This is a genomic window from Deltaproteobacteria bacterium (genome assembly GCA_016210045.1).
GTDB lineage: Bacteria > UBA10199 > UBA10199.
Map to the genome: position 1 here is coordinate 174,409 of JACQUX010000024.1, position 23,343 is coordinate 197,751.

The window sequence follows — 23,343 nt, forward strand, 5'->3', positions numbered from 1 at the left end:
TTACGTGCGTACGCAGGTACTTGGCGTGCCACGGGCCGTTACGCGGCCTTCTTCCAACACCCAAACGGTGTCCGCCATCCGGGCGACTTCTGCCGCATCGTGGCTGACCAGCAGCGTGGTGCACGCATGGCGTCGCTGCCACTCCAGCACGTCCGTCTGGAGACGTCGACGCAGCACCGTTTCCAACGCGGCGAACGGTTCGTCCAGTAACAGCAAACGGGGACGGAAGGCCAGCGCACGGGCCACGGCAACACGTTGTTTTTGTCCGCCGGACAACGCCGCCGGGCGCAAGCGCTGTAACGGGGTCAACACCATCAGCTCCAACAGGACATCTACGATATTCGTATCGCCACCGGCTGGCAGCGCGAACGCCACGTTTTCCCGGACGGTCATATGCGGAAACAGCGCGAAGTCTTGGAAGACGAAGCCGACGCGACGCGCTTGCGGTGGCACCCAGACTCCCGCCGCCGTGTCGCACCACACGGCCCCATCCACCACGATCCGGCCCGCATCCGGCCGGCACAGTCCGGCCAAGAGCCGCAGCACCGTCGTCTTGCCCGCGCCGGATGGGCCGAACAGCGCTGTCACTTGCCCGGTCGCCAACGTGCCATCGAGCTGCAGGTCCCAGATCCGCGTTCCGCGATGACCGAAGCGCTGCCGCACAGCGAGCTCAATCATCGCACCGACTCCTTCAAAAAGCGGCCATTAATCATATGCACCGCAAGCAAGATGCAAAACGAGACGCCGAACAAGATCGCGGCATACGTGTGGGCGGCAGCATAGTGCATCGTCTCGACCTCATCGTAGATCGCAAGCGCCGCGACGCGCGTCACGCCGGGGATGTTGCCGCCGATCATCAACACGACGCCGAATTCACCGAGCGTATGGGCAAAACTGAGCACGATCCCCGTCAGCAGCGACGGGCGAATGTTCGGCAGCAGCACACGCAGCAGCGTAGTAAAGCGCCCTTTGCCGAGCGTATAGGACGCCTCCGCCAGCGACGGCGGCAACGCCTCCAATCCGGCCTGGATCGGATGGACCATGAACGGCAGGCTGTAGAGCACCGACCCGATCACGAGGCCGGTGAAGCTGAACGCGAGCCGGCAATCGAAGACACGCTCAATCAGCGCGCCAAATGGGCGGCTGGGACTGAATGCGACCAAGAGATAAAATCCCAACACCGACGGCGGCAACACCAACGGCAGACTCACGAATGTCGCCAGCACTGCGCGGCCGCGAAACCGACCCCGCGCGATCAACGCCGCCAACGGGACGCCCAACAGCAACAAAATGCTCGTAGTCACCGCGGCCAGCCGCACCGAGAGCCATAACGGCGCAGGATCGAATGGTGTCGTCGCAGCGAGGATCATAGTGGCAACCGATAACCGTAGTGCGTGAGTCGTTGTTGCGCCGTCGGCGAACCGAGGAACGCCAAGAACGCCTCCGCCGCTACGGCATTCCGTTGTCGCCCGTGGCGCAATAGCACGGCCGCCTGTTCAATCGGCCGATACCACGACGGATCTACCACCATCCATCGTCCACGTCCGCGCCATGCCGGCAGATGCACCATCGCCTGCGCCGTGATCACGGCATCCACCACACCCGTCGTCAGATAGTGATTCACTTGGGCGACACTCTCGCCCAACACTAATTTCGACTGCACCGCCGGCCACAGGCCTGCATGCGTCAACGCCTCCATCGCCGCGGCCCCATACGGCGCCACGGCGGGATTCGCGATCGCGATCTGCTTGACTGCACCGCTGCGGAGAAACGTCAACGCCACGTCCGGCCTCAACGAATCCCGCCATGTCCAGACCACCAAACTCCCGATCGCATAGACGTGCGGCCGCTCCGCAAAGCCCTCGCGCTGCAACGCCGCCGGATATTCCGTATCGGCCGCGACGAAGACATCGAACGGGGCCCCCTCCCGCACTTGAGCCGCGAGCTTCCCCGACGACCCGACCACCAACGTCGCGTGCCCGCCGACGTCCCGCTCCCAATCCTCTGCGATTTCTTGCACCACATATTGCGCATTGGCCGCCACGGCCACGGTCAGCGTATCGTGACCGTCCGAAACCGCCCCGAGCGCAGCCCCGCGATGGATCAAACACAATAATATGAGATACCCAACCCCCCTGAGCCCCATAGTTGAGGCTTCTTAAGAGGTGCGATATAGAGAAGCAACTTTTCTTTCAGGCAGCCGATAACTCAATCACTGGAGAATTTTATGGGTAACGAGACACGGCGCTGCGAATCGATTGCAATCGACCGCAAGTGGTGGGACGATCAGACGCTCGGCAAAATCATTCCTCGCCTGAGTAGCGAGGCAGGAGATCCGACAGACCTCGAGACCTGCGACGTCGTCAGTTACTACGGCATCACCGGTCAGGGCGCGAAGGATCTCTTCGTGGGCGGAACCGACGACGTGCGCGCGCGGCTGCAACAACTTGAGACTCAGACGCCCGCCGCCATCGAAGAGAGCGAAGTCGAACGCTGGAGCGATATATTGAATGCGTTCCGCGAGACCGTCCTCAACAGCCCTGCCTTCCGCGCGGTCCAAGAGTGGCTCCAAGCCACTGCCAACGAAGTGCCGCCACGCGAAACCGATCTCGATTCCCGTGTCGGCATGGTCACTGCGGAATATAAGGCGATCAGTGGCCGCTTAATCCAGACGACCACAGCCGACGCCACAACGCGCACGTCGACCGCTGACATCACACAACTCGTCACCGGTTATAAACAGTGGATTGCCGGACAACGCGCAGTGCTGAATGCACGCCTGGCACAAAACAACAGCTTTGAGATGCGGTCGCAAGTCGGCGACATTCAATTCACGATGCGGAGCAGCGTGGGCGACATCGAGTTCGAGGCCACGGCCGGCAGTGGCGATCGAGGCTTCGACGGCCGCGCCACAGAAGGCGATCAACAGTTCGACATCCGTGCCAAAATGAGCGACCTCGGATTCGACTTGCGCGGCACGGCGGGCGATCTCGGCTTTGCACTGCGCGCCATCCCGAGTCGCTTGGCCGCAGAGTTGTCCGCGGAAATCGACCCCATCCTCGGTCCGAATCTCGCACTGGCACTGACGGACTCGGGTCGGATCCTCGACGGGCAATATCGCCCACGCCATCGACTCGGCTATGCCAATATCGTCGCCGTGCTCAAAACCGAACTCCCGAGTGCGCTGGAACGCTTGAACACCGCGATGCCGGGACTCTTACAACGATTCACCACCACACGCGCCGAACGCTTCGCCGCGTGGGAGCGAACCCGCGACACCAACCTCACCAAGGCCAGTCAAGCCGGCCGTGATTTTGAGACCCGTATGGCGGAACGGATGGCCAAAGATCGCGGCACCGGCAGCTCCGACACTACTTCGCAAGTGGAACGGTTGTCGAATAAGATCCGCGCCGACCAACAACGCATTCAAGGCATGATCGACGCGCTGCCAAATACAGAATGACATCCGAGCGGGGACAGGTACCTTCCGATGCAGGAATGGCGGGCATTTGAAGGTACCTGTCCCCACTCAAATGAATATTATTCGCTGGCGGTATCCACACAGCTGGTGTTCACGGCCCCATTGAAGCAGGAGAGGCCACCTTCGGTGCAGTCGCCGGTGGAACCGAAGAAGGTGCCGGCCGCGTTGTCCTTGATTTCCCCGTTCACGCAAGTGACCGTCCGCGATTCGCCGCTGCAGGTGAAGGTGTACGAACCGGAGCTGCACCCTTCGCAGTTCGCGACCTCGTCGATCGTCGGCCACCCGGCCTCCGTCCCCACCACCACGTTCGGGCACCCGCTTCCACTGCTACTGCCCCCACCGCTGCCGCACGCTGTGGCCATCAGCAGGACGACGATGCACACCCAACTCCTGTTGATCATTTCCATGGCACCTCCACGTTACGTGGCGTAATTTTTATTCCGAATATCGTATATCGAATATCGGGGCAAAATTTTGCCTACACGACCGCGCACTGGCTTACCCGATATACGATACACGAACCACGATATACGAAATTTTGCGTAAGCAAAATTATTGCGGAGGGGGTGGGATTCCCTCCGGTCCCTCCGCCTGTCGCGGAGTGCCTCCGGACCGGCCCTCGCCGCCACCCGCTTACGCGGGTCCCCGCCGGCTCCGGGCTTCGAATCCCACCCTAAGGTCGGCAACGGTCCACTGGACCGTTGCCTCATTAGATACCGCAGGAACAACAACGGCCCCAAAGGGCCGCTGTTGTTTCTGCGGAGGGGGTGGGATTCGAACCCACGGTCCGCTTTTGACGGACTCCAGTTTTCAAGACTGGCGCCTTCAACCACTCGGCCACCCCTCCATCCGCCACCGGCGGATCCTCTATTTTCTATTTTCTATTTTCATTCCTTCCCTCAAGCGCTGCGCGCACCGGCTATAACAGTCGTCAGAAGATCGAAGCAAGTCATGTGTGAAATGGAATTGCAGAGGACCTGAAAAAACTACCGCACCTGTCGCCGTGCTGCATTGCGCACAGACCCGCGCATCCACCACAGTCCCGCCAGCAACAGGCCACAGCCTGCAACAGCGGCCGCATTGCCGGGAAGCGACGCACGGCGGTTGCCATCCAGTCGACAACTGCACCCGCCGGCGGCCTCTTCGAATCCGCCGGTGGACACGACGTGGACACTCGTACCGGCCCCTTTAAAGTGGTAATGCATCCAGTTGCTGGTGTCCCAAGTCTGCGTCGCGAACAGTTCGTCGAAGATGGATGGCGTAATCGGTTCATTGTGCAATTTTTTCTGCGCCACGAGTTCGGCCAACGGCTCCAACACATCGGCGCGCGGATGAATGTGTCGGTCTTGAATATTGGGGACGCGCTTCTCGGGCGGACAAGAATCGGTTGCCCACGCACAGGCGTCGGGCCCCACAACGCCGAACAGTTGCACGCGGAGACCGTCTTGGCTCGGGTCAATCGCCTTGCCGATCGTGGACGACTCGTAATGGAGTTCCACACGAAGCATGTTGTTGATCTGATAGACCCCGTCCCCGACCGCGACGCTCGCGCCGGGAAGGACCGCGTCGAGTGGATCGGCATCGACGCTCGGCGCGGGCAGTGAAGCACTCGCTGCGGCCAAGTCTTTCCCGAGCATCGCCGTGGTCGGCGGCACGAGTTGTACCGGGCGACGCAGGACTTCATCGACGCCGGGACGCAGCTGCTGCCGGAAGTAGTTTTTCAACGGAGCGCCGCGCATTTGGTAAAAACGCGCCACCGCGCTTCCGGTCGCGAGATTGACTGGAATGACGTCGGTCCCGGCCGCGACACGGCACGTCGCCACGAAACGCGCGCCTCCTTCGCCCGCAAACAAATCCATCGGGAGGCCGGTGATGGCGCGCACTTGTTCATTCAGGCCGAGGACGTAATCTTGCAACCCTTGGATCGGGTGGACCGTCTCGGCATGCCGTCCGATATCGACTTGGCAATCGCCAAGCTTCACTACCGGCCCCGGCAATGGAGGAGGGGGAGGAGGCGGTGGTGGAGGAGGAGGGGGTGGCGGCGGAAGATCTTCACATACGTCACCGATCCCATCGGCGTCGTTATCGTGCTGATCCACATTCGCGACGGTCGGGCAATTGTCGACACAGGCCGGCAGGACTTCGACTGCGTCACCGTCGGCATCTTCACAGACGCCCGGAGGGGGCGGCGGCGGAGGCGGCGCCACTTTACCGAGATTGAGTAACACGTTCACTTCCGCCGGCGGCGGCGACTCGGTCCCACAGGCCGCGACGCCCAGCAGCAGCAATGCCGCGGCACACACTGTCCCCCACTGTTGTCGTCGTTGCATCATAGCCCTTTACCAGCCGGACACTCGTCGCCCATTCCATCTCCGTCGATATCCGCTTGATCGGGATTCGGCGTCCCGGGACAGTTGTCGCACACATCGCCTTCGCCATCGCCATCGTGGTCGTTCTGACTGTGATTGGAACACAGCTTGTCACTGTTCCCTGCCCCCGGCTCGGGCCCCTTGCAACGTGGCCCATCTTCCTGCATCGAACAGTTATCGACCTTGCAGTGCTGATCCAACTTTTCTTTCGCCGACAGTTCCAATAAGAAATATCCGGTGCCGTTCAGCGAAACCGAGGCGTCGAAGATCCCATCTTCATCTCGGTCTCCGCAGACGAATTGGTCCGGCACCGGTGGAGGAGGCGGCGGCGGAGGCCCAACAGCCTCACAGCCTGGGATCAATTGTTGAGCGGGATTCGCCACAACCTCACAATTGTCGCACCATTTCCCCACGCCATCGCCGTCAGCGTCTTCTTGCAGCGGATTCGCCACCCCAGGGCAGTTGTCACAAATATCACCCTGGAGATCGCCATCCTGATCGGCTTGTGAATGATTGGAACACGGCTGCCCACTATTGCCCGGGCCCTCTTCTGCCCCCTTGCACAACAAGGCATCGGCCGCAGGATCCGGGTTGCAATTATCTTTCACACAGTTGTGCTTCAGCAAATTCTGCTGCTGTGGGGAGAGCTGGGCATAAGACACGCCATTCATTGTGTCCGGTCGATCCGGCACGCCATCGACATCTGCATCCGCGCACGTAAAATTGTCGCCCGGAGGAGGAGGTGGAGGTGGTGGTGGCGGCGGAGGAGGTGGCGGCCCGATGGGTTCACAACCCGCAATAAATTCTTGTCCGGGATTCGCCACAAAGTCGCAATTGTCGCACCATTTCCCGACTCCATCTTCGTCCCCATCCGCTTGATCCGGATTCGCCATCCCAGGGCAATTATCTTTGTGGCAATAGACTTCGAGGAATAATTTTTGTTGCGGCGAGAGCTGGGCATACGGCACGCCGGCCAGGCTCTGCGGCGTATCGACGATCGTATCGCCGTCGGCATCGCCGCATTCGAATTGGACAAAGGCCGGCGGTTCACACGCATTGCCGATCCCGTCGCCGTCACCATCGGCCTGCGTCGGATTCGCCACGTTCGGGCAATTGTCTTTGCATTTATTCAAGACCGTCTCGACACCGTCGCCATCTTTGTCGGGACATGGTTGAATGATAATCGGCCCGGCCGCATCGCAGAGATTACCTTTTCCATCGCCGTCCGCGTCGGCCTGCGTCGGGTTCGCAACGTTCGGGCAATTGTCGCAGGCATCCCCGACGCCGTCAGCGTCGTGATCGATCTGATCGACATTGGCCTGTGTCGCGCAATTGTCGGCGCAGGCGGGTTGGACTTCTACCCCGTCTCCGTCCGGGTCAGCGCACGCGACTGGCGGCGGCGGAGGTGGCGGAGGCGGCGGAAGCACAACCGGTGCCGCCTTCGCGTGGACCCACGGCATGCCATTCAGCACCGCGAGGTGTTGATTCGGATCCACGGCAATCTGGCGCACCCCACCGAGGCCCGTGCTGATCGGGGGCAAATAATCTTCACGCGTATTCACGACAAAGGTCTGCGGATTGATGGCGTCGAAGATCCCTCCAGGACCGCCGCGGAAATAATACAGTAGGACACGCCGTTTTTCTCCCTGCAGCACCGGATGTTGATCCCCAATACACAGCCCCATCACGCCCAATCGATCCAAGTCACACAGCGCAATCGCCGCCAATTGGGCATTCGCGGAACTGGCGATCTCTTTACCATCTTCAGAAACCGCAGGCGCATCGTAGAGCGTGCCGGCATAGCTGCCATCGCTCTGCGAGAGAAATACCGAGAAGCGATTGGCAAAGCGGACCGGCTCTTGGCCCAACGCGCCCCACGTCAGTGCAAAATCTGCCACGCTATCTCCGTTGAAGTCCGCAGCCGCCAGCCCATAGGGACCAAATTCCGCAGCCTCTGGCAGACTCCCGACCGGGATTGCATCGACGACTACGGTCTGGGCCTCATTCACGTGGAGCCGATACACAAAATGTGCCCCCGTTTCGTCCGGTCCGTTGCTGGCAATCAGCACGGCTTCGCGTCCGCCAGCGTCCGCCACGACCGCCGCACCGTACGATTCCTTCCCAATTCGGACAAATTGGCGGTACCGCCACAGATCCGCGAAGCGCGTTGCGTTCTGAACCAGTCCTTGACTGCGATAGATCGACGCAAATGGACCACTGCCATCCGGCAGGAGTCCGCGATCGATCAACACGAGGTCGTGTGCTGCGTTCAGAGTCCCGAACAAATTGGCTACAACAACATTGATCGGATCCACTGCGCGCGCGCACCCCTTCGCCAATAATTCCTCCGGCGTGAACTGCTTCGGAACCGGTTGCGGTCCGGAGTTGTCGAAGGCCATCGGAGAACAGGGCGACAAGGTCCAATCGGCGAGCGGCGGCTCCATGAGGTCGGTACTGGCCGCGAACGGCTGTAACAACGGACTGCTGTTCGTCGGCGTGAAGCGGTAATACGCCAGATGCATTCCCCCTTGGTTGGCGGCCGCGAGTTCCTGCGGGGCCTGCGCCATCGCGCTGTTGGGGGGCCGCACCAGCGCCACAACCCCTGCAACACCTTGCGGGCCGGCGATCACAGCCGCTCGCTTCGCGCTCACGGTCATCGGCGCGAACGGATACGGCGCGGCCATCTGGGCCTCGAGCACCACATCCGCAGCCGTGGCCGCAATGGCTCCTTGCCCAGGACCGACCAAATCGGCCATCACGACCCGCTCCAGTGGCAGTTTCGCGCTGGGGCCCTTCCCGAACTTCTTACAGTTCTGGACGCACTCCGTTTGTTCCGCCTCGGGCTTCCCGTCACAATAGTCCGGATCCTGACACTGCGTGGGGAATCCAGCTAATTCGCTGCAATTGCCGAAGCCGCCGGGGCCGGCATTCGCCATCCCAACGCAAATGCCCGCATCACTAATCCCGGCGGTCTGGCATGCCGCGGTAAATTCCTGACAGCCACTTAATTGCGTCCCACACAAACTATAGGCATCGGTGCATTTCGACTCTTGCAATTTGCACGCTTGGAAATCGGGACACGCGCCATTGCCGCCACACGCGGCACTCTGCAACACGCTCGCACAATCCTGCCAATTGGCCATGCACGTAACGACTTGATCGCAGCTTGGCGCCTGCGCCGCGCACCCCAGATACGCGCCGCACAGTGCCGGGATCGATTGGTATTGCTTCAAAAAAATCGTCATCTTGGTGCAGAGCTGTTGCTCCACGACCGGTTGCAACATCGCCGGAGAAAATTTCAACTTCGTCTGTTCGTACTGACACCAGTCTTTCAGCTTTTCCCCCCACTTTTCGCAATCAATCCCCGCCGGACAGTGGGCGAGCTTCGCGGCCTCGATCGCTGCGGCCAACTTCACGACGTCAAATTTGCATTCGCCGCTGTCGGAACAAATCAATGCCGTCGCTGCAACTTCTTGGCAAATTGGAGGGAACGTCGTCGCCTCGGCTTGGGTGAATTGCAGCACAGCGAGCATATCGAGGAAGCTGAACATCGCCGTCGCCGCCGGACTGATCAGTGGCGCAATCTCCGCACACTCCCCCGCGACGGTGTTCCCCAGCGCGAGCAGGTCCGAGACCGGCGTTGCGGCCCCATTCACTTGTAAAACATTGGTGTCGCTCCGAAACAGCGGGCCGGTCGTCGCCGGGTGTTGCAAGAAATGGATGAACGTCGTGGTATTGTCGGAGCCCGATGGAAGTGCCAGCGGAAGCGGTGGACTTAATTGGACCGGCAACGGGCCGGCGGCCGACAGCCCCGGGGTCCCCCCCGCCAGTCCTGCACCACCGGAGGTATCAGCCACTGTCACGCGCCCCGGCATACCGAGGCACCAGAGGCTGACACCGAAGCAGATGAGTTGTGCTGTGACTCGCCGCACTGGACCCTTTTTGCATACCCGTCAGAGACCACCCCGGAAGATGAATCTATTATGCGTGGTTTCTTACCCGGCGTCAGCAAAAAACTTGCCGTTTACCACGCATAGCCTCCCTGTTGCAGGATGGTCTGCGCGATTTGTGACTTCGCTGCTCGCGTGTCGAACGGGACGTGGGAGAGGAAGCGGGACAACGCCTTGTGGGTCGGCTTGTACTCCGCCGGCTTGGCCTCGCCGATATTCGTGAGCGTCTGGCGCGCCAAGACCTCCAACTCCGGCAGCCGCGTCGCGAGATATGTCGACACCATTAAGGTAGGGATCGCGGCATTCGCCCCTTGTGTCGTCAGTCGGAGCACCCGCGCGAGTGCGGAATCCGCTACATACGCGGCGATGATGATTTCCGCCAAATCCATCAGGACTTGCTGGCGCTCCTGCACTTCGGGACCGTATTTATTCACCGCGACGGCGCCGACATAGATCGCCAATTTTTTCAGTTGATCGACTTGCATCTGCCAGACCGCAAGCGGCGCGCTGGCACCGACGGGTGGAAACCCGGTTCGCAACCAATCGAGGATCCGCTGAATCTCACCGAAAAAGTCGGGGCCGCCCTTCGCCATTCGCTTCAGTAACGTGCCGGGAATCAACAAACGATTGATCTCGTTGGTCCCTTCGAAGATGCGATTAATGCGCGAGTCGCGATACAGCCGCTCCGGCCGGTATTCCATCACGTAGCCGTATCCGCCGTGCATCTGGACTGCGGCATCGCAGATCGCATCGTACGCCTCGGAGCAGAAAACTTTGGCAATCGAGGCCTCGGCGTTCAATTCTTCCGTCATCCGCGCCTGCGCCGGGCCTGCGTTCGCCGCCGCATCGTCGATGGTGTCGAACAGCGCGTCGAGATCGCCCGCGTACCGATACACTAACGTCTCGGTCAGAAACGTCTGGATTGCACAATCCGCTAATAGCTGTTGCATCGCCTCGAATGCCGCGAGCGGTTTCCCGAACTGCTGCCGCTCTTGAATGTATTGGACGATCAGCTTCAGCACGTACTTGCTCGCGCCTGCACAGCCGGCGCCTAATTTCCAGCGCCCGACATTCAACGTGTTGAACGCAATCTTGTGCCCTTTGCCGATCTCGCCGAGCAGATTTTCCGCCGGCACCTTCGCGTCTTGCAAGATCACCGATACCGTGGACGATCCGCGGATCCCCATTTTGTGCTCTTCCGGGCCATGCGAGACGCCGGGAAACGAGCGTTCCACCAGAAATGCCGAAAATTTTTCGCCATCCACTTTGGCAAATACAGTGAAGAGGTCGGCGAACGCCCCGTTGGTGATGAAGACTTTTTCTCCATTCAGCAGATAATATTTGCCGTCTTTCGAGAGCGTCGCGCGCGTGCGGGCCGCGAGAGCGTCGGATCCGGCATTCGCTTCGGTGAGCGCATAGGCCGCGAGCATTTCGCCGCTCGCCAGCTTCGGGAGATATTTTTGCTTCTGCGCCTCGCTGCCGTAATGCAGCAACGGCAATGTCCCGATCCCGGTGTGGCAAAGCAACGACACCACGAACGACCCCTGCCCCGTGGCTCCCTCGGCGACGGCCGTGGCCGCCACTTTGCCGAGTCCGAGTCCGCCGTAGACTTCGGGAATTTCGACCATCAGCAGTCCCAGCTCGCCCGCCTTTTTCAGCAACGTCGCCATGATGCCCGGCGTCTTGGCCTCAATTTCGGCCTCGCGCGGCAGCACTTCCCCTTCGCTGAAGTCTTGAATCGTCGTGCGCAGTTGTTGCAATTCCGGCGGTAAGTCTTCCGGAATGAACGTCCGCGCCGCGCCGACCGGCGTCAGCAGAAATTGACCCCCTTGGGTAGTGGTCGGTGTGGGTGCTGTCATGAGGCCGCCTTCACGCTGCGGATTTTTTCGGTGAGGACCGGGAGGATCTGAAACAGATCGCCGACAATCCCGAAATCCGCCTTCTGAAAGATGGGGGCATCCGGATCTTTGTTGATCGCGACGATATGCCGCGCCGTCTGCATCCCCGCCAAGTGTTGGATCGCACCTGAAATACCGCACGCAATATATAAGGTGGGATTCACCGTCTTCCCGGTCTGCCCCACTTGATGCGCGTGTCCGATGTAGCCCGCGTCGACTGCGGCGCGCGACGCGCCGACACTCGCACCCAACGACACCGCTAAATCACGAATGAATTTAAAATTCTCCGCGCTCCCCAACGCCCGCCCTCCCGCAACGATCGCCGCCGCCTCAGTAATGTCGATCTCACCACGCTCTTCCGCCAACACCTCGCGGACTGTGGCGCGCAGACTCGGCAACTCCACCTTTTGCAACACCACTTCCGCTTGTCCGCTCCCCGCGGATGGTTGCCCGAACGCATTCGGACGCGCCACGGCCATTTGCGGCGTCCCACGGACAACAACATCGATCAGCGCTTTACCGGCATACACAGGATGGCGCGCCACGAGCCGCTCGTCGCGCCAATGCAGCGCGACACAATCGGGCACCAGGCCGGTGCGGAGTCGCATCGCGACGCGCGGCAGGCAATCGCGCCCCAACGGCGAAGCGCTCCCGAGGACGACAGCCGGCTGCACCGTTGCAATCACTGCACACAATGCCGTCGTAAAGCCGTCGCTGTTATAGTGCGTCGCCAGTTCCGGGGCATCGACCACGACGACCCGCCGGACGCCGTATTGTCCCAACGTCCCGGCCGCCGCCGCACCCGCCGCACCGACGGCAACGGCGACGACGGAACCGCCCGACTCCTTCGCCAATGCCGCGGCCTTCGCCGCCAACTCGTACGAATAGCCTTTGAACGTGCCTTGCTCATGTTCCGCGATGATGAGAATGTCGTTGCCCATAGTTCGTATCCTTCTACATGATTAAAACAGTTTGGCATCGTTGCGTAACCACGCAATCAGCTGATCCGCCGTCTCTTCCGCCGTACCGGTAATTTTCTTGCCCGCTTGGCGCTCCGGCGGCAGCATCGTTTCCACGATCTCCCATTGGGCCGATTCGCCCGCTAACAATTCCGCCGCGCTCTTTTCCACTACCGGCTTACTCTTCGCCTTCATGATCCCCGGCAGCGACGGATAGCGCGGCGCATTCAGCCCTTTGTCGCATCCCAACACCGCCGGCAATTGCACACCGATCACTTCTTTCACGCCGCCCGCCACCGGACGCCGCACCACCACGGATTTGCCGTCCGCCTCCAACGTGAGCGTATCGATCACGGAGACCATCGGCCATCCGAGCCGCTCCGCCACGCCTTGGATCACTTGGCCGGCGTCGTCGTCCATCGCCTGCTTCCCGCCGAGCACCAAATCGCACCCTTCGCCCTGCACCGCTGCGGCCAACGCAATCGCCGCGGTATATGGATCCATCGACACACCGTCCGTGTTGATCCGCACCGCGCGATCGGCGCCCATCGCCAACGCGGTCCGCAACGCATCGACAACCCGCGCCGGGCCGGCAGCGAAGACCACCACTTCGGCCTGCGCTGCTTGTTTCAATTGCAGCGCCGCCTCGATCGCAAATTCGTCGTATGGATTCACGACCCATTTGATCCCGGATTCATCGATTCCCTTGCCGCCGGCCGCCAATTTGATCCGCGTCTCGGTGTCAGGGACCTGCTTGATCAACACGCCGATTTTCATATCACACTCCTTGCATCATAAACGGTTCATATCCGCGCAATGCCATCGATCCCGTCCGGCACTTGCCGGCCGAGGAGTTGCAACATAGTCGGGAACACATCGACTGTCCGCAGCGGGATATCTTGCAGCGGATGGCTGCACAACACCGGCACCACCATGTGATCGCGATGCAGCGAGCCGTGCGATCCATGATGCTCCGGTTCCTCGTGGGCCAACCGCAAATCATACCCCGGCCGCGCGGTGAGCAACACATCGCCGGTGCGCGGACTCTTAAACAAATGCGCCAATTGATACGGCCCGTCAGGATAACGTCCGTCGATGAGTTGTTGCAGACTCTCTTCGCGGTGCAGCAACAAGTCCGGCGCCCCGACCCGTAATGGATCGCCACGCCGTGCTTGATAATGGATATGCGCTCCGCGTTCCGTCAAGATCGCCTCTTCGGTGCGCCGCCGCACTACCACGCGCCCATCCCGCGACCGCGCGATCAGCAAATCGATCGCCGGTTCTTCGAGCAAGTCCTCGAACATCCCGCGCGTGGTCTCTTGCAGATATTCGTAATCGACTGGCGCGGCCCATCCGTCGCGGTGGCGAAAATAGAGATGCGTCATTCCATTGCCGGACATCATGTTGGCCACCGTACACCCACGTCGTGGCACGCTCGGAAAATAGAGCGGCCGTTGGTGATGCTGCGCCAAGAACGTATTGACACAATAATGATGATCGGTCGCCGACAGTCCGTGATCGCTCACGATCCACCACAGCGTCTCCGCCAACCGCCCCGTCCGCTGCAGTCGCTGCGCCGCCGCCCCCACCGCGTCGTCGAGCACGCGATAGCGGGCGCGCGCGGGCGCTCCGAGCGGATCGTCGAGATGCGAATATTCGTCGATCCCGATCATCACGGCAAAGCAGAATTGAAAATCTTCCGCCATGACCCGAGTCAGTTTCTCGCGTGCGACATCGTCGATGAAGGCCCAGCGATCCGTGAGATGCGCGTAATACCAATACCAGAGGCGGATGATCGTGGTGAGATTATGGCGCCAATGAATACCGCGATGCACGGCGCTGAAAATGTTGTAGCTCCGCGGCAACAGATCGAAGATGGTCTGGACCCGCGGTGTGATATCGGCGTTGATCTTGTACGAGCTGAGGCTACAATAACTGCGCAGTCCGCGCAATCCACCGGAGCGATACTGCGTCTTGTCCATCCAGCGGATTCCCGGAACGTTGCACGTGCCGGGCAAGCAGCCAGTCAGAAACGGCATATACGCAGGCCCGGTCGTGGAAGGGAAAGACGTGACCCCACGCCGATAACAACCCGGCTCCACGATATAGCGTGCGATGTGCGGCAACTCACCCGCCCGCAACAACGCCTCGAACACGTCGGGACGCGCGCCATCGGCCAAGATCATGACACAGCGGGAATAGGTCATAGCAGGCTCATGGCGTCGCCGCCGTGGCATCGTCTTGCGCGGCTTGGCGCCGGATCTCCGCCAATTTCTTTTCCATCCGACTCGTCAGTTCCGGATAGCCATGCTTCTCGATGATGTTCGTAAATTGATACGTGTAGTTTTCCACTAGACTCGAATCGTCCACGATCACGTCGTAGATCTTCCAGATTCCTTTGTTGCGACGGAGTTTGTAATTGAGGTTCACGATCACATCGTGTGACGGCACCGCGACCCGTGTCTTGACCAAGACTTGCTCCCGACCCCCATTCAACGCCTTCTCCCCGAGATAGCGGATTTGGTAGACGCGATTCCCTTTGCCCTTTTTCTGCCCCTGCTCTTTCGACAAAATCGCCTTCTCTTCCATCAGCGAGGTCATCAGATCGACCAAGTGATCTTGCTCCGTCTGCGAACGCCCTTGCCAGTGAGAACCGAGAGAAATGCGACAGAGCTCCCGAATGTCGAAAATCCCGTACAACACACGGCGCTTGAGCAAGCGATTGAAGGCCAGATCCACTTCCGTCAAATGTTCGCCAGTGCGATATTCGTCGAGCGTGCGGTCCAAGTCTTGAATCGCCTGCGTCGGGGTAAACGTGGCCTTCGCCGCGTTGGCGACGAACATTTGGACCCACGGCACGACGCGTGCGCCCCACGCCGTTTGCGCCCACACCGGATTGACCGACAGCACGACCAACACGCCGAGCAGTCCGCCCACACCGCGCCGTCTGCTCCACCCCGTTTGTTTATTCATCCTGCCCCCTTTGTCCCGTGTAGGGGACGGCCCCGATCTTCTCATCCAATTTTGCGAGGGCACTGTTGTATTGAAAGACGGACTCAAAATATTGCCCTTTTGCCTGCAACATCGCCTGCAGCGCATCCGTGTATTCGTTTTTCTCGCCCACTCCCAGATCCATATTACTCTTCGTCAAGAACACCCAACGCTGCGCCACTTCCACCACTTCCTTGCCACGCGTGATTTGCTCCCGCCACCGCCGCGCCTCGCCGTACGCCTCGCGCACTTCCAGGCCGATCCCGTCCCGCGCCAGCATCCGCTCCAGCGACGCCTTGTAGTATTCATGCTGCTTTTTCCGCATCCGCGCAAAATCACCGTGCGGATCAAAACGCCCTTTCAACTGCAACCCGAAGCCGGCGCGGGTGTAATGAAACGGATTGGTAAAATTGTCGGTACTCGTCAGCCCGGAGACATCGGCAATAGTCCGCCCCGCCTCGAAAAACCCACCGACTCCGACTTCGGGAAGGGGTTTGCGCCGTTCCAACGCATAACTCAACCGCTTCGCCTCCACGCCAATCTCGACCAGCTGCGCGTCGGGCCGATGCGCCAGAGCTTCGGCCACATACGATTCCAATGAGCCCAACTGCCCCCGCGCCACCCGTAATTGCCGATGCGCGAGACCGATCCGTTCGCCCGATTCGAGGCCGATCTGAATCCGCAACCCCTCGATCGCCAAATCCCGCCGCTGCAGCGCCTCCGCCAACCGTTTTTCCAATTCGGCCCGAAAGTACTGCAGCCGGAGTTTATCGATCGGTGACAACCGCGGCGCCGTGCGCGCCGGCACTGGAGCCGCAGCGGCATCCAACGCGTCCCCAGGGTCGGGAGTTCCCGTCCGTTCGCTGACTCCGTCTGGCGGATGATTGACTCCGTCCGCCGGCGCGGGCGGGGTAGAAAACGCCTGTTCTGCCTCACGTTCCGCCGCTGTCAGCTCATCCGTAATGCGGCCGATTGCGTCGCGGAGCAGTCCCGAGATCTCTTCGCCGAGCTGGACTCCATAGTAGAGCTGCCGCGTCTTGGCAACCGCGCCGACCCGTTCCTTTTCCTGCTCCTGAACCGCCGCGTGCGCCCCTTGCCGCGCCAATTGCTGAAGTAACGTCAGCTTCCCAAATCCGGTCAGCGGAATCGCCATCCCGACCCGCGCGGAATGGAACCAAGTGATATTCCCCTTCACAAACGCACTCAACGCATCGCTGGCGTCGTTCGGCACCGGCGCCGTCCGATATTCGTACTCGAAGATCGGCCAAAATCGCGCATCCGCTTCCTCCTGCTGCGCCTTCGCCGCCCCAATCGCATAATCCCCCGCCCGTACTTTCTTATTATGTTGCTCCGTCCGCCGAATACACTCCCCCAGCGTCAGACGGAGTACCCGCCGCGCAGCCGTCGGAACCTTCGTGACATGCGTCACCGCAGACGTGACATGCGTCACCGCAGACGGAGTCCGCAGCAACCGCGCCCGAATCCGATCGAGGAAGCCGCGCTCCGTCTCCCCCGCGTGCGCCGCCCCAACAACCACTGCGAGCAGCCAAATCCATAGCCATTTTCGCCACATGACGGACGGCGGATAGCAGAGGGCACCCAGCCACGCAACGGTTTGTTCGTGACTCCGTCTGGGTAGCCGTATTTGTCTGGAAGATGCCAACGGCGACAACAGCGCCGAGAAGGTGTGGTTTCAGTATTGGACCATAACGTCCCCATCACCCGTGCACCCCGCCACTCCGGAACAGTCCGCCGCGGTTGGCGTGCTTTTTGGCCATGTCTCAGCGATCCCAGAGGCTGATCACCCCGGATCATCCATTGTGTAGGTGATTTGGGTGACGGCGAAGCTGCCGGCTTCAGCACTGAAGGTGAAGACCATTTCGCCCGCGGCGTCCCCTTGAATGGCAAAGGTGTGTGCGCGTGGATCTATGGCAGGCTGCTGGACTTCCGAAAGCAGCGCGACAGTCAATTTGGGGATATCCATCGCTATCGTCTTCGATTGCGTGCGGGGCCGGCATCCTTCTTCCCAGCCATGCCCATCAAGTGTCAAAGTGATCGCAAACGGCTGATCGATGGCTGTGGGCAGATTGAGCTTGGCCTGCCCCTTTGACCCGCCTTCACAACGGTCGCTGCCTTTGTACGAAAAAGTAAAACCGTTGGCGCTGATGAAAGAGGCAAGCGGCAATTTTTTTTGCAACGCGGAATACAAGCCGGCAATCCGCTGAAAAAAAGGGTCGGCAGCCGAGATGCCCAGGTCGTGATCGGAGAGGTACGATGTGAAAAGCCAGCCATTCTTGTCATTCCATTGGACATGTCGACGTTTGCCCAGCGTTCCGTCGGTCGCCGGATTAGAGACCGGCGGATCGGCCAAAAGCTGGACCTTCGAGTTGTACGGCACAAGGGCCACGATCGCCGCATCCTTCGTTGGCGCGGCTCGCAGATTTACGCCGGTGATGGCATTCGTCCAACCGACGGCATTGACGGCAAGGGCGGAGGATGACCAGATAATGAGACTGCACATGAGTAGCGCTGTCTGCGGCAACATAAGAATCCTCCTCTGCTAGGGCACACCGTGTGCGACCGTTGCGCGGGCGCTTTATGCCGTGTCTGTCGTGTCTACGTCAATCTGACAGGTTCATGGCCCAGTGAAAATGTCGGGGTTGGTGAATGCACCGAACGCCGCCGTGACGACGACGTTCGCGTATCCGCTGTAGCTCCGCGGCGCTGGCCCGCGGCTTAAGACACCCCACGGGCGACTCCTGCTCGTTGGCCATCCCTATGCTGAACGTCTCGCGATCATGCCGGACGGAGTCCAATGATCGAACGCTCGCGTACGAAAATCGAACACCGGCAAGGCACAATTTCAAGCTATGTACTGCAGCCAGAGCGATCACGATCATTGGCATGCCATGTGAATAGGATCTACCTTCGTGGCGACGTATCCTCGGTATACGCTTATCTGGGATGGCTGCACGGTCCACGTCACGTGGCAATGTCATAATCTTGCCTGGCTGCTCCAAGAGGATTGGGCAAAGCAGCGGTATTATGACCTGCTCTACAAGTATAAAGAACGCTACGAAGTCGTTATTCATTCGTACGACTTCATGAGCAATCATCCGCATTTCACTGCTTCCCTTCAGGGGAGCAAAGAGAATTTTTCAGCCTTTCTGCGTATCGTGAACAGCCAATTTGCACGCTTCATCAATCGGCGCCTGCAGCGCCGTGGGCAAGTATGCATGGATCGCTTCAAGTCACCCGTGATCCAGGACGACGCGACTCATCTGCACGTCATGACCTATGGCAACCTCAATCCAGTGCGTGCCGGCATCACGGACCATCCACGACACTATCGATGGACGTCGTATCATTATTATGCCGACGGCAGAGCAGATCCATTAATCACCCCAGCGCCGGCTTATCTGGCGCTTGGGCCGACCTCTCACGTACGGCAATTTGTTTATCGGCAGATGATTGATGAGATCCTCGCGCATGAGGCTATGATCAAGCGATCATATTCATCGTGCCCCTTTCTGGGCAATCCGACGTGGGTGCTGGAACGCCATGCAGACCTGCGCCGCTACCGCCTTGCCAAAACTGCCGCGTGTCAACGCCGTCAGCGCCGGCTCGCGCAAACCCTTGCTCCACCTTAACAGCGACCACCCCGCTTAACCTGGATAGAGTCTCATTCCGCCCCAAGGGCTGAGGCTTGACACACATGTAGTGGACGGGCAAAAGCGCGCCGTATGCACGTCACTATTTTCGGTTATGGCTCCCAAGGCCGAGCGCATGCGCTGAACCTATCAGAAAGCGGTTGGGACATCACCGTGGTGCTGCGTCCTGAGAGTCCCTCCATCTCAATCGCAAAACAAGACGGAGTCGAGGTCATAACAGACGCTATCTCTACAGCGTGCAAGACGGAGATCTGTGCGTTGCTCCTCCCCGATCTGGCGCAACCGGAACTCTGGCGCGAGGTCTTGGTGACGCATCTGCCTACAAACTCCGCCATTCTCTTCGCCCATGGATATGCGATCCACTATGGCCTCATCACCCCACGCGCGGACCTCGATATCATCCTCGCAGGACCAATGTGTCCAGGTACCGAGCTCCGCAATCGCTACGTCGCACGTGACTCCGTCCCGATTGTGACGGCTATTCAACAAGACCACAGCGGGCACGCCGCAGAACGTTTGCGTGCGTACGTCGATGGCATCACGGGCGGCCGACACGACGTCATCGAGAGCACATTCGCCGAGGAGACGGAGACTGACCTCTTCAGCGAACAAGCCCTGCTTTGCGGCGGCCTTGGCTATCTTGTTCAAGCGGTTTATGAACTCCTCGTGGAGGCCGGTTATAATCCGAAACTCGCTCATTACACTGCCATGACCGAACCGGTGAACCTCGCCCGCCTCATAGCCGCCCACGGCGTCGATGGCATGCTGGACCGTATCAGCCACGTCGCTCGTTACGGCGCGCGCACTCGCGGTCCGCGCATCATCGATACGCGTGTCCGCCAGACGTTACGCACGATTTTGGCCGAGATCCGCAGTGGGAGTTTCCAACGTGAGCTAGCCGAAGCCACGAAAACTCAATCATAACCCTTGAACTCCGTCTAAATCTTGTTATCACGCCGCCATGACTGTTCGCGTCCGTTTTGCTCCGTCTCCGACCGGGTTTCTGCACATCGGCGGCGCACGCACCGCGCTCTACAACTGGCTCTACGCCCGCCGGCACGGCGGCACCTTCATCTTGCGGATCGAAGACACCGACACCCAGCGCTCCACCCAAGAATATACGCAACAGATCCTAACCGCGATGCGCTGGCTCGGCCTCACGTGGGATGAAGGCCCGTATCACCAGACGGAGCGGATGGCGATCTACCACACCCACGTCGAACAGCTGTTGCAAAACGGGCAGGCCTATCGTTGCTATTGTACGAGCGAACAGTTGGACGCGATGCGCGCTCAAGCCTCAGCCGCTGGCCGCAAGCCGACCTACGACCGTACTTGTCGCCATCACCCCCTGCCCGCGGACGACCCCCGCCCCTATTGCATCCGCTTCGCGGCGCCGATCGAAGGGACCACGACCGTCCACGACCTGATTCGCGGCACGATCCCTTTCGACAACCGCGAACTCGACGATCTCATCATCCTGCGCAGCGACGGTACGCCAACTTACAACTTCGTCGTCGTCGTCGACGACGTCACGATGCAAATCACGCATGTGATCCGCGGCGACGATCACCTCAACAACACGCCGCGCCAAATGTTGCTCTACCAGGCCTTCGGCTACCCTACGCCACAATTCGCGCATCTCCCGATGATTCTGGGCGGCGACAAACAACGCCTCTCGAAACGCCACGGCGCCACATCCGTGGACGCCTACCGCGATGCCGGATTTCTGCCGGAGGCATTACTGAATTATCTCGCACGACTTGGCTGGTCGCACGGCGATCAGGAAATCTTCACGCTCGAAGAAATGGTCCAGCATTTTGCATTCGAACATGTTCACAAGGCCGCTGCGGTGTTCGATGCCGATAAACTCACGTGGGTCAACGCCGAACATTGCAAGCGCCACAATAACGAACAACTCGTCGACCTCGTCACGCCGTTTCTCCAAGGTCTCGGGCTTGCCGTGACCGACCACGCCTTTGCGGCACGCGCCATTGCCAGCGAACGCGAACGCGGCAAAACGCTCCACGAACTGGCCGCCATTTCCGCCTTCTATTTCCGCGACGACGTCGTGTGGGATGAAAAAGCCGTCGCTCAATGGCTCAAACCGGACGGGCGCGCCCTGCTACAAGAGGTCCGCAACGCCCTGGCTGGCGTTACCGACTGGACGGAGTCCGTCTTGAAAGCGGCGCTGGAACCGATTCAACAACAGCGCGCTTGTAAATTCGTCGCAATCGCCCAACCGATCCGCGTGGCCCTCACCGGCACTACGGTCAGCCCCGGCATCTTTGAAGTCCTCGCCATCCTCGGTCCCGCGCGCGCGCTGCAGCGCATCGACCGCGCACTCGCGATGCCGACCACATAAAGCCGGCTTACGCCTTGGTCGTCTCGATCAGTTCGAATTGTTCCAGATGAAAGTCCGGCATAGCCTGGACTTGGATGCGTTTTTTGACTTGCTGTTCTAACTGCTCCAACGCCGTCCGTTCTTCGTCGAACAGCGTATTCGCGACGGTCGGATTGACCATCACCGTCAGCTGCGCCGCCTTGCTACGCAGTGCCTCGCGCGTAATCTCGCGGAAAATCTCGTAACAAAGCGTCGTCTGGCTCTTCAAAAATCCCTTCCCTTCACAATACGGGCATGGCACGCCCAGCAAGCGACGGATATCTTCCCGCGTCCGTTTACGCGTCATCTCCACTAACCCGAGTTCGGAAATCTTACTGATATTGGTCCGCGCCCGGTCGTGTTTCAACGCCTCTTTCAGCGCGTTGTAGACCTTATTCCGATGCTCGTGCCGCTCCATGTCGATAAAGTCGAGGATGATAATCCCGCCGATATTGCGCAGCCGCAATTGGTAGACGATCTCGCGGACCGCCTCGAGGTTGGTCTTGAGAATCGTCTCTTCGACGTTCCGCTTCCCGACGAACTTACCGGTATTCACATCGATCGCCGTCAGGGCCTCAGTCTGCTCTACGATGATATAGCCGCCCGACTTGAGCCACACCTTCTGTCCCAGCGCGCGATTGATTTCGACTTCAATCGAGAAGTGGTCAAAGATCGGTTCATCGTCGGTGTACAGCTCGATCCGCTCCTTCAATTGCGGCATGAACGTATCGGCGAACTCCTGAATACGCGTATATTCTGGCTTGGCGTCGATCACGAGACGGTCGATGTCTTCGGTAAACAAGTCGCGGACCACACGTAACACGACATCGAGTTCCGCATGGATCAACGATGGCGCCTTGCGCCGTGCGCCCTTCGTCTCGATTTCACGGCCCAGACGGAGCAAATATTCGATGTCCGACACCAGCTCCCGTTGCCCCGCCCGCTCGGCGGCGGTACGCACGATAAACCCCGCGCCGGGCGGCCGATGCTTCTGCACAATCTCGCGCAAGCGCGCGCGCTTCCGGTCGTCCGCGATACGCCGCGACACACCGACTTGTTTCATCGTCGGCGTGTACACCAAATAGCGCCCCGGCAGCGAAATGTACGACGTGAGCCGCGCGCCTTTGGTGCCGATCGGCTCCTTGGTGGCTTGGACCAACAGCTCCTGCCCATCCCGGATCAGGTCTTGGATCTGGACCTCTCGCCCCCCACGGCGGCGGCGACGCAACCACCCGCTGCGCAGCGGCGCCTCTTTTTCCTCGTCGCTCTGCTCTTTTTCTTCTTCTTCATCGCCGCTGGCCGGCTCTTCCGCCAAGTCATCGGCCTCCGCCTCGTCTTCTTCAAATTCCGCCGGCGGCAGCGTATCGGAGACGTGCAAAAACGCCGTCCGATCTTGCCCAATATCGACGAACGCGGCTTGCATACCGGGCAGCACACGGACGACCTTGCCTTTATAGATGTTGCTGACGATGCCGACGTCGCGCGCGCGCTCGATGTAGAGCTCCGCCACCACGCCGTTCTCCAACCGCGCGATGCGCGTCTCGCCCAACGTCACGTTCACGATCAGTTCATTCGCCATACATGGAACTCCACAGGTTTACGCCCGTGACACCTTGAACAGTCACCGCCTGCCGCGAGGCCACT

At 60.2% G+C, this 23,343-nt stretch carries 18 protein-coding genes, 1 tRNA gene and 2 pseudogenes; 4 read left to right on the forward strand and 17 right to left on the reverse strand.

Annotated elements, in window-relative coordinates:
* Genes HY696_08440 through modA form a run of 3 tightly spaced genes read right to left on the reverse strand, consistent with a single transcriptional unit; the run spans nucleotide 1 to nucleotide 2,146 of the window.
* The gene (locus HY696_08440) at nucleotides 1-678 is read right to left on the reverse strand and encodes an ATP-binding cassette domain-containing protein (protein ID MBI4238430.1); all 678 of its coding nucleotides are present in this window, start codon (nucleotides 676-678) and stop codon (nucleotides 1-3) included.
* A complete protein-coding gene (modB, locus tag HY696_08445) occupies nucleotides 675-1,370 on the reverse strand; it encodes a molybdate ABC transporter permease subunit (protein ID MBI4238431.1) in 696 nt (231 codons plus the stop codon). Before modB ends, HY696_08440 begins: the two co-directional genes overlap by 4 nt.
* Entirely contained in the window at nucleotides 1,367-2,146 is a 780-nt protein-coding gene (gene modA, locus HY696_08450; GenBank protein MBI4238432.1) for a molybdate ABC transporter substrate-binding protein, read from the reverse strand. Before modA ends, modB begins: the two co-directional genes overlap by 4 nt.
* Before the next feature lie 81 nt (nucleotides 2,147-2,227).
* Here modA and HY696_08455 point away from each other — a divergent pair, with 81 nt between their 5' ends.
* Nucleotides 2,228-3,463, forward strand: coding sequence for a hypothetical protein (locus tag HY696_08455; GenBank protein ID MBI4238433.1), 1,236 nt, complete (start codon nucleotides 2,228-2,230; stop codon nucleotides 3,461-3,463).
* 77 nt (nucleotides 3,464-3,540) lie between these two features.
* On the opposite strand, the gene HY696_08460 is transcribed toward HY696_08455, so the two are convergent.
* The 13 genes and pseudogenes from HY696_08460 to HY696_08520 form a co-directional block, all read right to left on the reverse strand.
* On the reverse strand, nucleotides 3,541-3,888 hold the full coding sequence (locus tag HY696_08460; GenBank protein MBI4238434.1) for a hypothetical protein: 348 nt from the start codon (nucleotides 3,886-3,888) through the stop codon (nucleotides 3,541-3,543).
* Between the two features lie 352 nt (nucleotides 3,889-4,240).
* Nucleotides 4,241-4,328 (reverse strand) — tRNA-Ser (locus HY696_08465).
* A gap of 139 nt (nucleotides 4,329-4,467) precedes the next feature.
* Complete coding sequence (locus HY696_08470) at nucleotides 4,468-5,814, reverse strand: hypothetical protein (GenBank protein MBI4238435.1); 1,347 nt, start codon at nucleotides 5,812-5,814, stop codon at nucleotides 4,468-4,470.
* Nucleotides 5,811-6,017 (reverse strand): thrombospondin type 3 repeat-containing protein, encoded by a 207-nt coding sequence (locus HY696_08475; protein ID MBI4238436.1) that lies wholly within the window; start codon nucleotides 6,015-6,017, stop codon nucleotides 5,811-5,813. The genes HY696_08470 and HY696_08475 overlap by 4 nt, the downstream gene beginning before the upstream one ends.
* 306 nt (nucleotides 6,018-6,323) lie before the next feature.
* A pseudogene (locus HY696_08480) lies at nucleotides 6,324-6,743 on the reverse strand (hypothetical protein).
* Between the two features lie 303 nt (nucleotides 6,744-7,046).
* A pseudogene (locus HY696_08485) lies at nucleotides 7,047-8,294 on the reverse strand (thrombospondin type 3 repeat-containing protein).
* Between the two features lie 1,580 nt (nucleotides 8,295-9,874).
* Nucleotides 9,875-11,659, reverse strand: coding sequence for an acyl-CoA dehydrogenase family protein (locus HY696_08490; protein ID MBI4238437.1), 1,785 nt, complete (start codon nucleotides 11,657-11,659; stop codon nucleotides 9,875-9,877).
* Nucleotides 11,656-12,639 (reverse strand): electron transfer flavoprotein subunit alpha/FixB family protein, encoded by a 984-nt coding sequence (locus HY696_08495; protein ID MBI4238438.1) that lies wholly within the window; start codon nucleotides 12,637-12,639, stop codon nucleotides 11,656-11,658. Before HY696_08495 ends, HY696_08490 begins: the two co-directional genes overlap by 4 nt.
* 21 nt (nucleotides 12,640-12,660) lie before the next feature.
* Complete coding sequence (locus HY696_08500) at nucleotides 12,661-13,434, reverse strand: electron transfer flavoprotein subunit beta/FixA family protein (protein MBI4238439.1); 774 nt, start codon at nucleotides 13,432-13,434, stop codon at nucleotides 12,661-12,663.
* A gap of 26 nt (nucleotides 13,435-13,460) precedes the next feature.
* Nucleotides 13,461-14,864, reverse strand: coding sequence for an alkaline phosphatase family protein (locus HY696_08505; protein ID MBI4238440.1), 1,404 nt, complete (start codon nucleotides 14,862-14,864; stop codon nucleotides 13,461-13,463).
* A gap of 7 nt (nucleotides 14,865-14,871) precedes the next feature.
* Complete coding sequence (locus HY696_08510; GenBank protein MBI4238441.1) at nucleotides 14,872-15,630, reverse strand: ABC transporter substrate-binding protein; 759 nt, start codon at nucleotides 15,628-15,630, stop codon at nucleotides 14,872-14,874.
* Entirely contained in the window at nucleotides 15,623-17,221 is a 1,599-nt protein-coding gene (locus HY696_08515; GenBank protein ID MBI4238442.1) for a TolC family protein, read from the reverse strand. The genes HY696_08510 and HY696_08515 overlap by 8 nt, the downstream gene beginning before the upstream one ends.
* A gap of 228 nt (nucleotides 17,222-17,449) precedes the next feature.
* The gene (locus tag HY696_08520) at nucleotides 17,450-18,193 is read right to left on the reverse strand and encodes an SH3 domain-containing protein (GenBank protein ID MBI4238443.1); all 744 of its coding nucleotides are present in this window, start codon (nucleotides 18,191-18,193) and stop codon (nucleotides 17,450-17,452) included.
* A 385-nt stretch (nucleotides 18,194-18,578) separates the two neighbouring features.
* On the opposite strand from HY696_08520, the gene HY696_08525 reads away from it, so the two are divergent.
* The 3 genes from HY696_08525 to gltX all read left to right on the forward strand — a co-directional run bounded on the left by HY696_08525 (nucleotide 18,579) and on the right by gltX (nucleotide 21,681).
* Complete coding sequence (locus HY696_08525) at nucleotides 18,579-19,298, forward strand: transposase (GenBank protein ID MBI4238444.1); 720 nt, start codon at nucleotides 18,579-18,581, stop codon at nucleotides 19,296-19,298.
* 93 nt (nucleotides 19,299-19,391) lie between these two features.
* Nucleotides 19,392-20,243: a ketol-acid reductoisomerase gene (ilvC, locus tag HY696_08530; protein ID MBI4238445.1), complete on the forward strand. Its 852-nt coding sequence runs from the start codon at nucleotides 19,392-19,394 to the stop codon at nucleotides 20,241-20,243.
* Between the two features lie 37 nt (nucleotides 20,244-20,280).
* Entirely contained in the window at nucleotides 20,281-21,681 is a 1,401-nt protein-coding gene (gene gltX, locus HY696_08535) for a glutamate--tRNA ligase (GenBank protein ID MBI4238446.1), read from the forward strand.
* Between the two features lie 7 nt (nucleotides 21,682-21,688).
* On the opposite strand, the gene HY696_08540 is transcribed toward gltX, so the two are convergent.
* The gene (locus HY696_08540) at nucleotides 21,689-23,278 is read right to left on the reverse strand and encodes an Rne/Rng family ribonuclease (GenBank protein MBI4238447.1); all 1,590 of its coding nucleotides are present in this window, start codon (nucleotides 23,276-23,278) and stop codon (nucleotides 21,689-21,691) included.
* Nucleotides 23,279-23,343 lie beyond the last annotated feature (65 nt).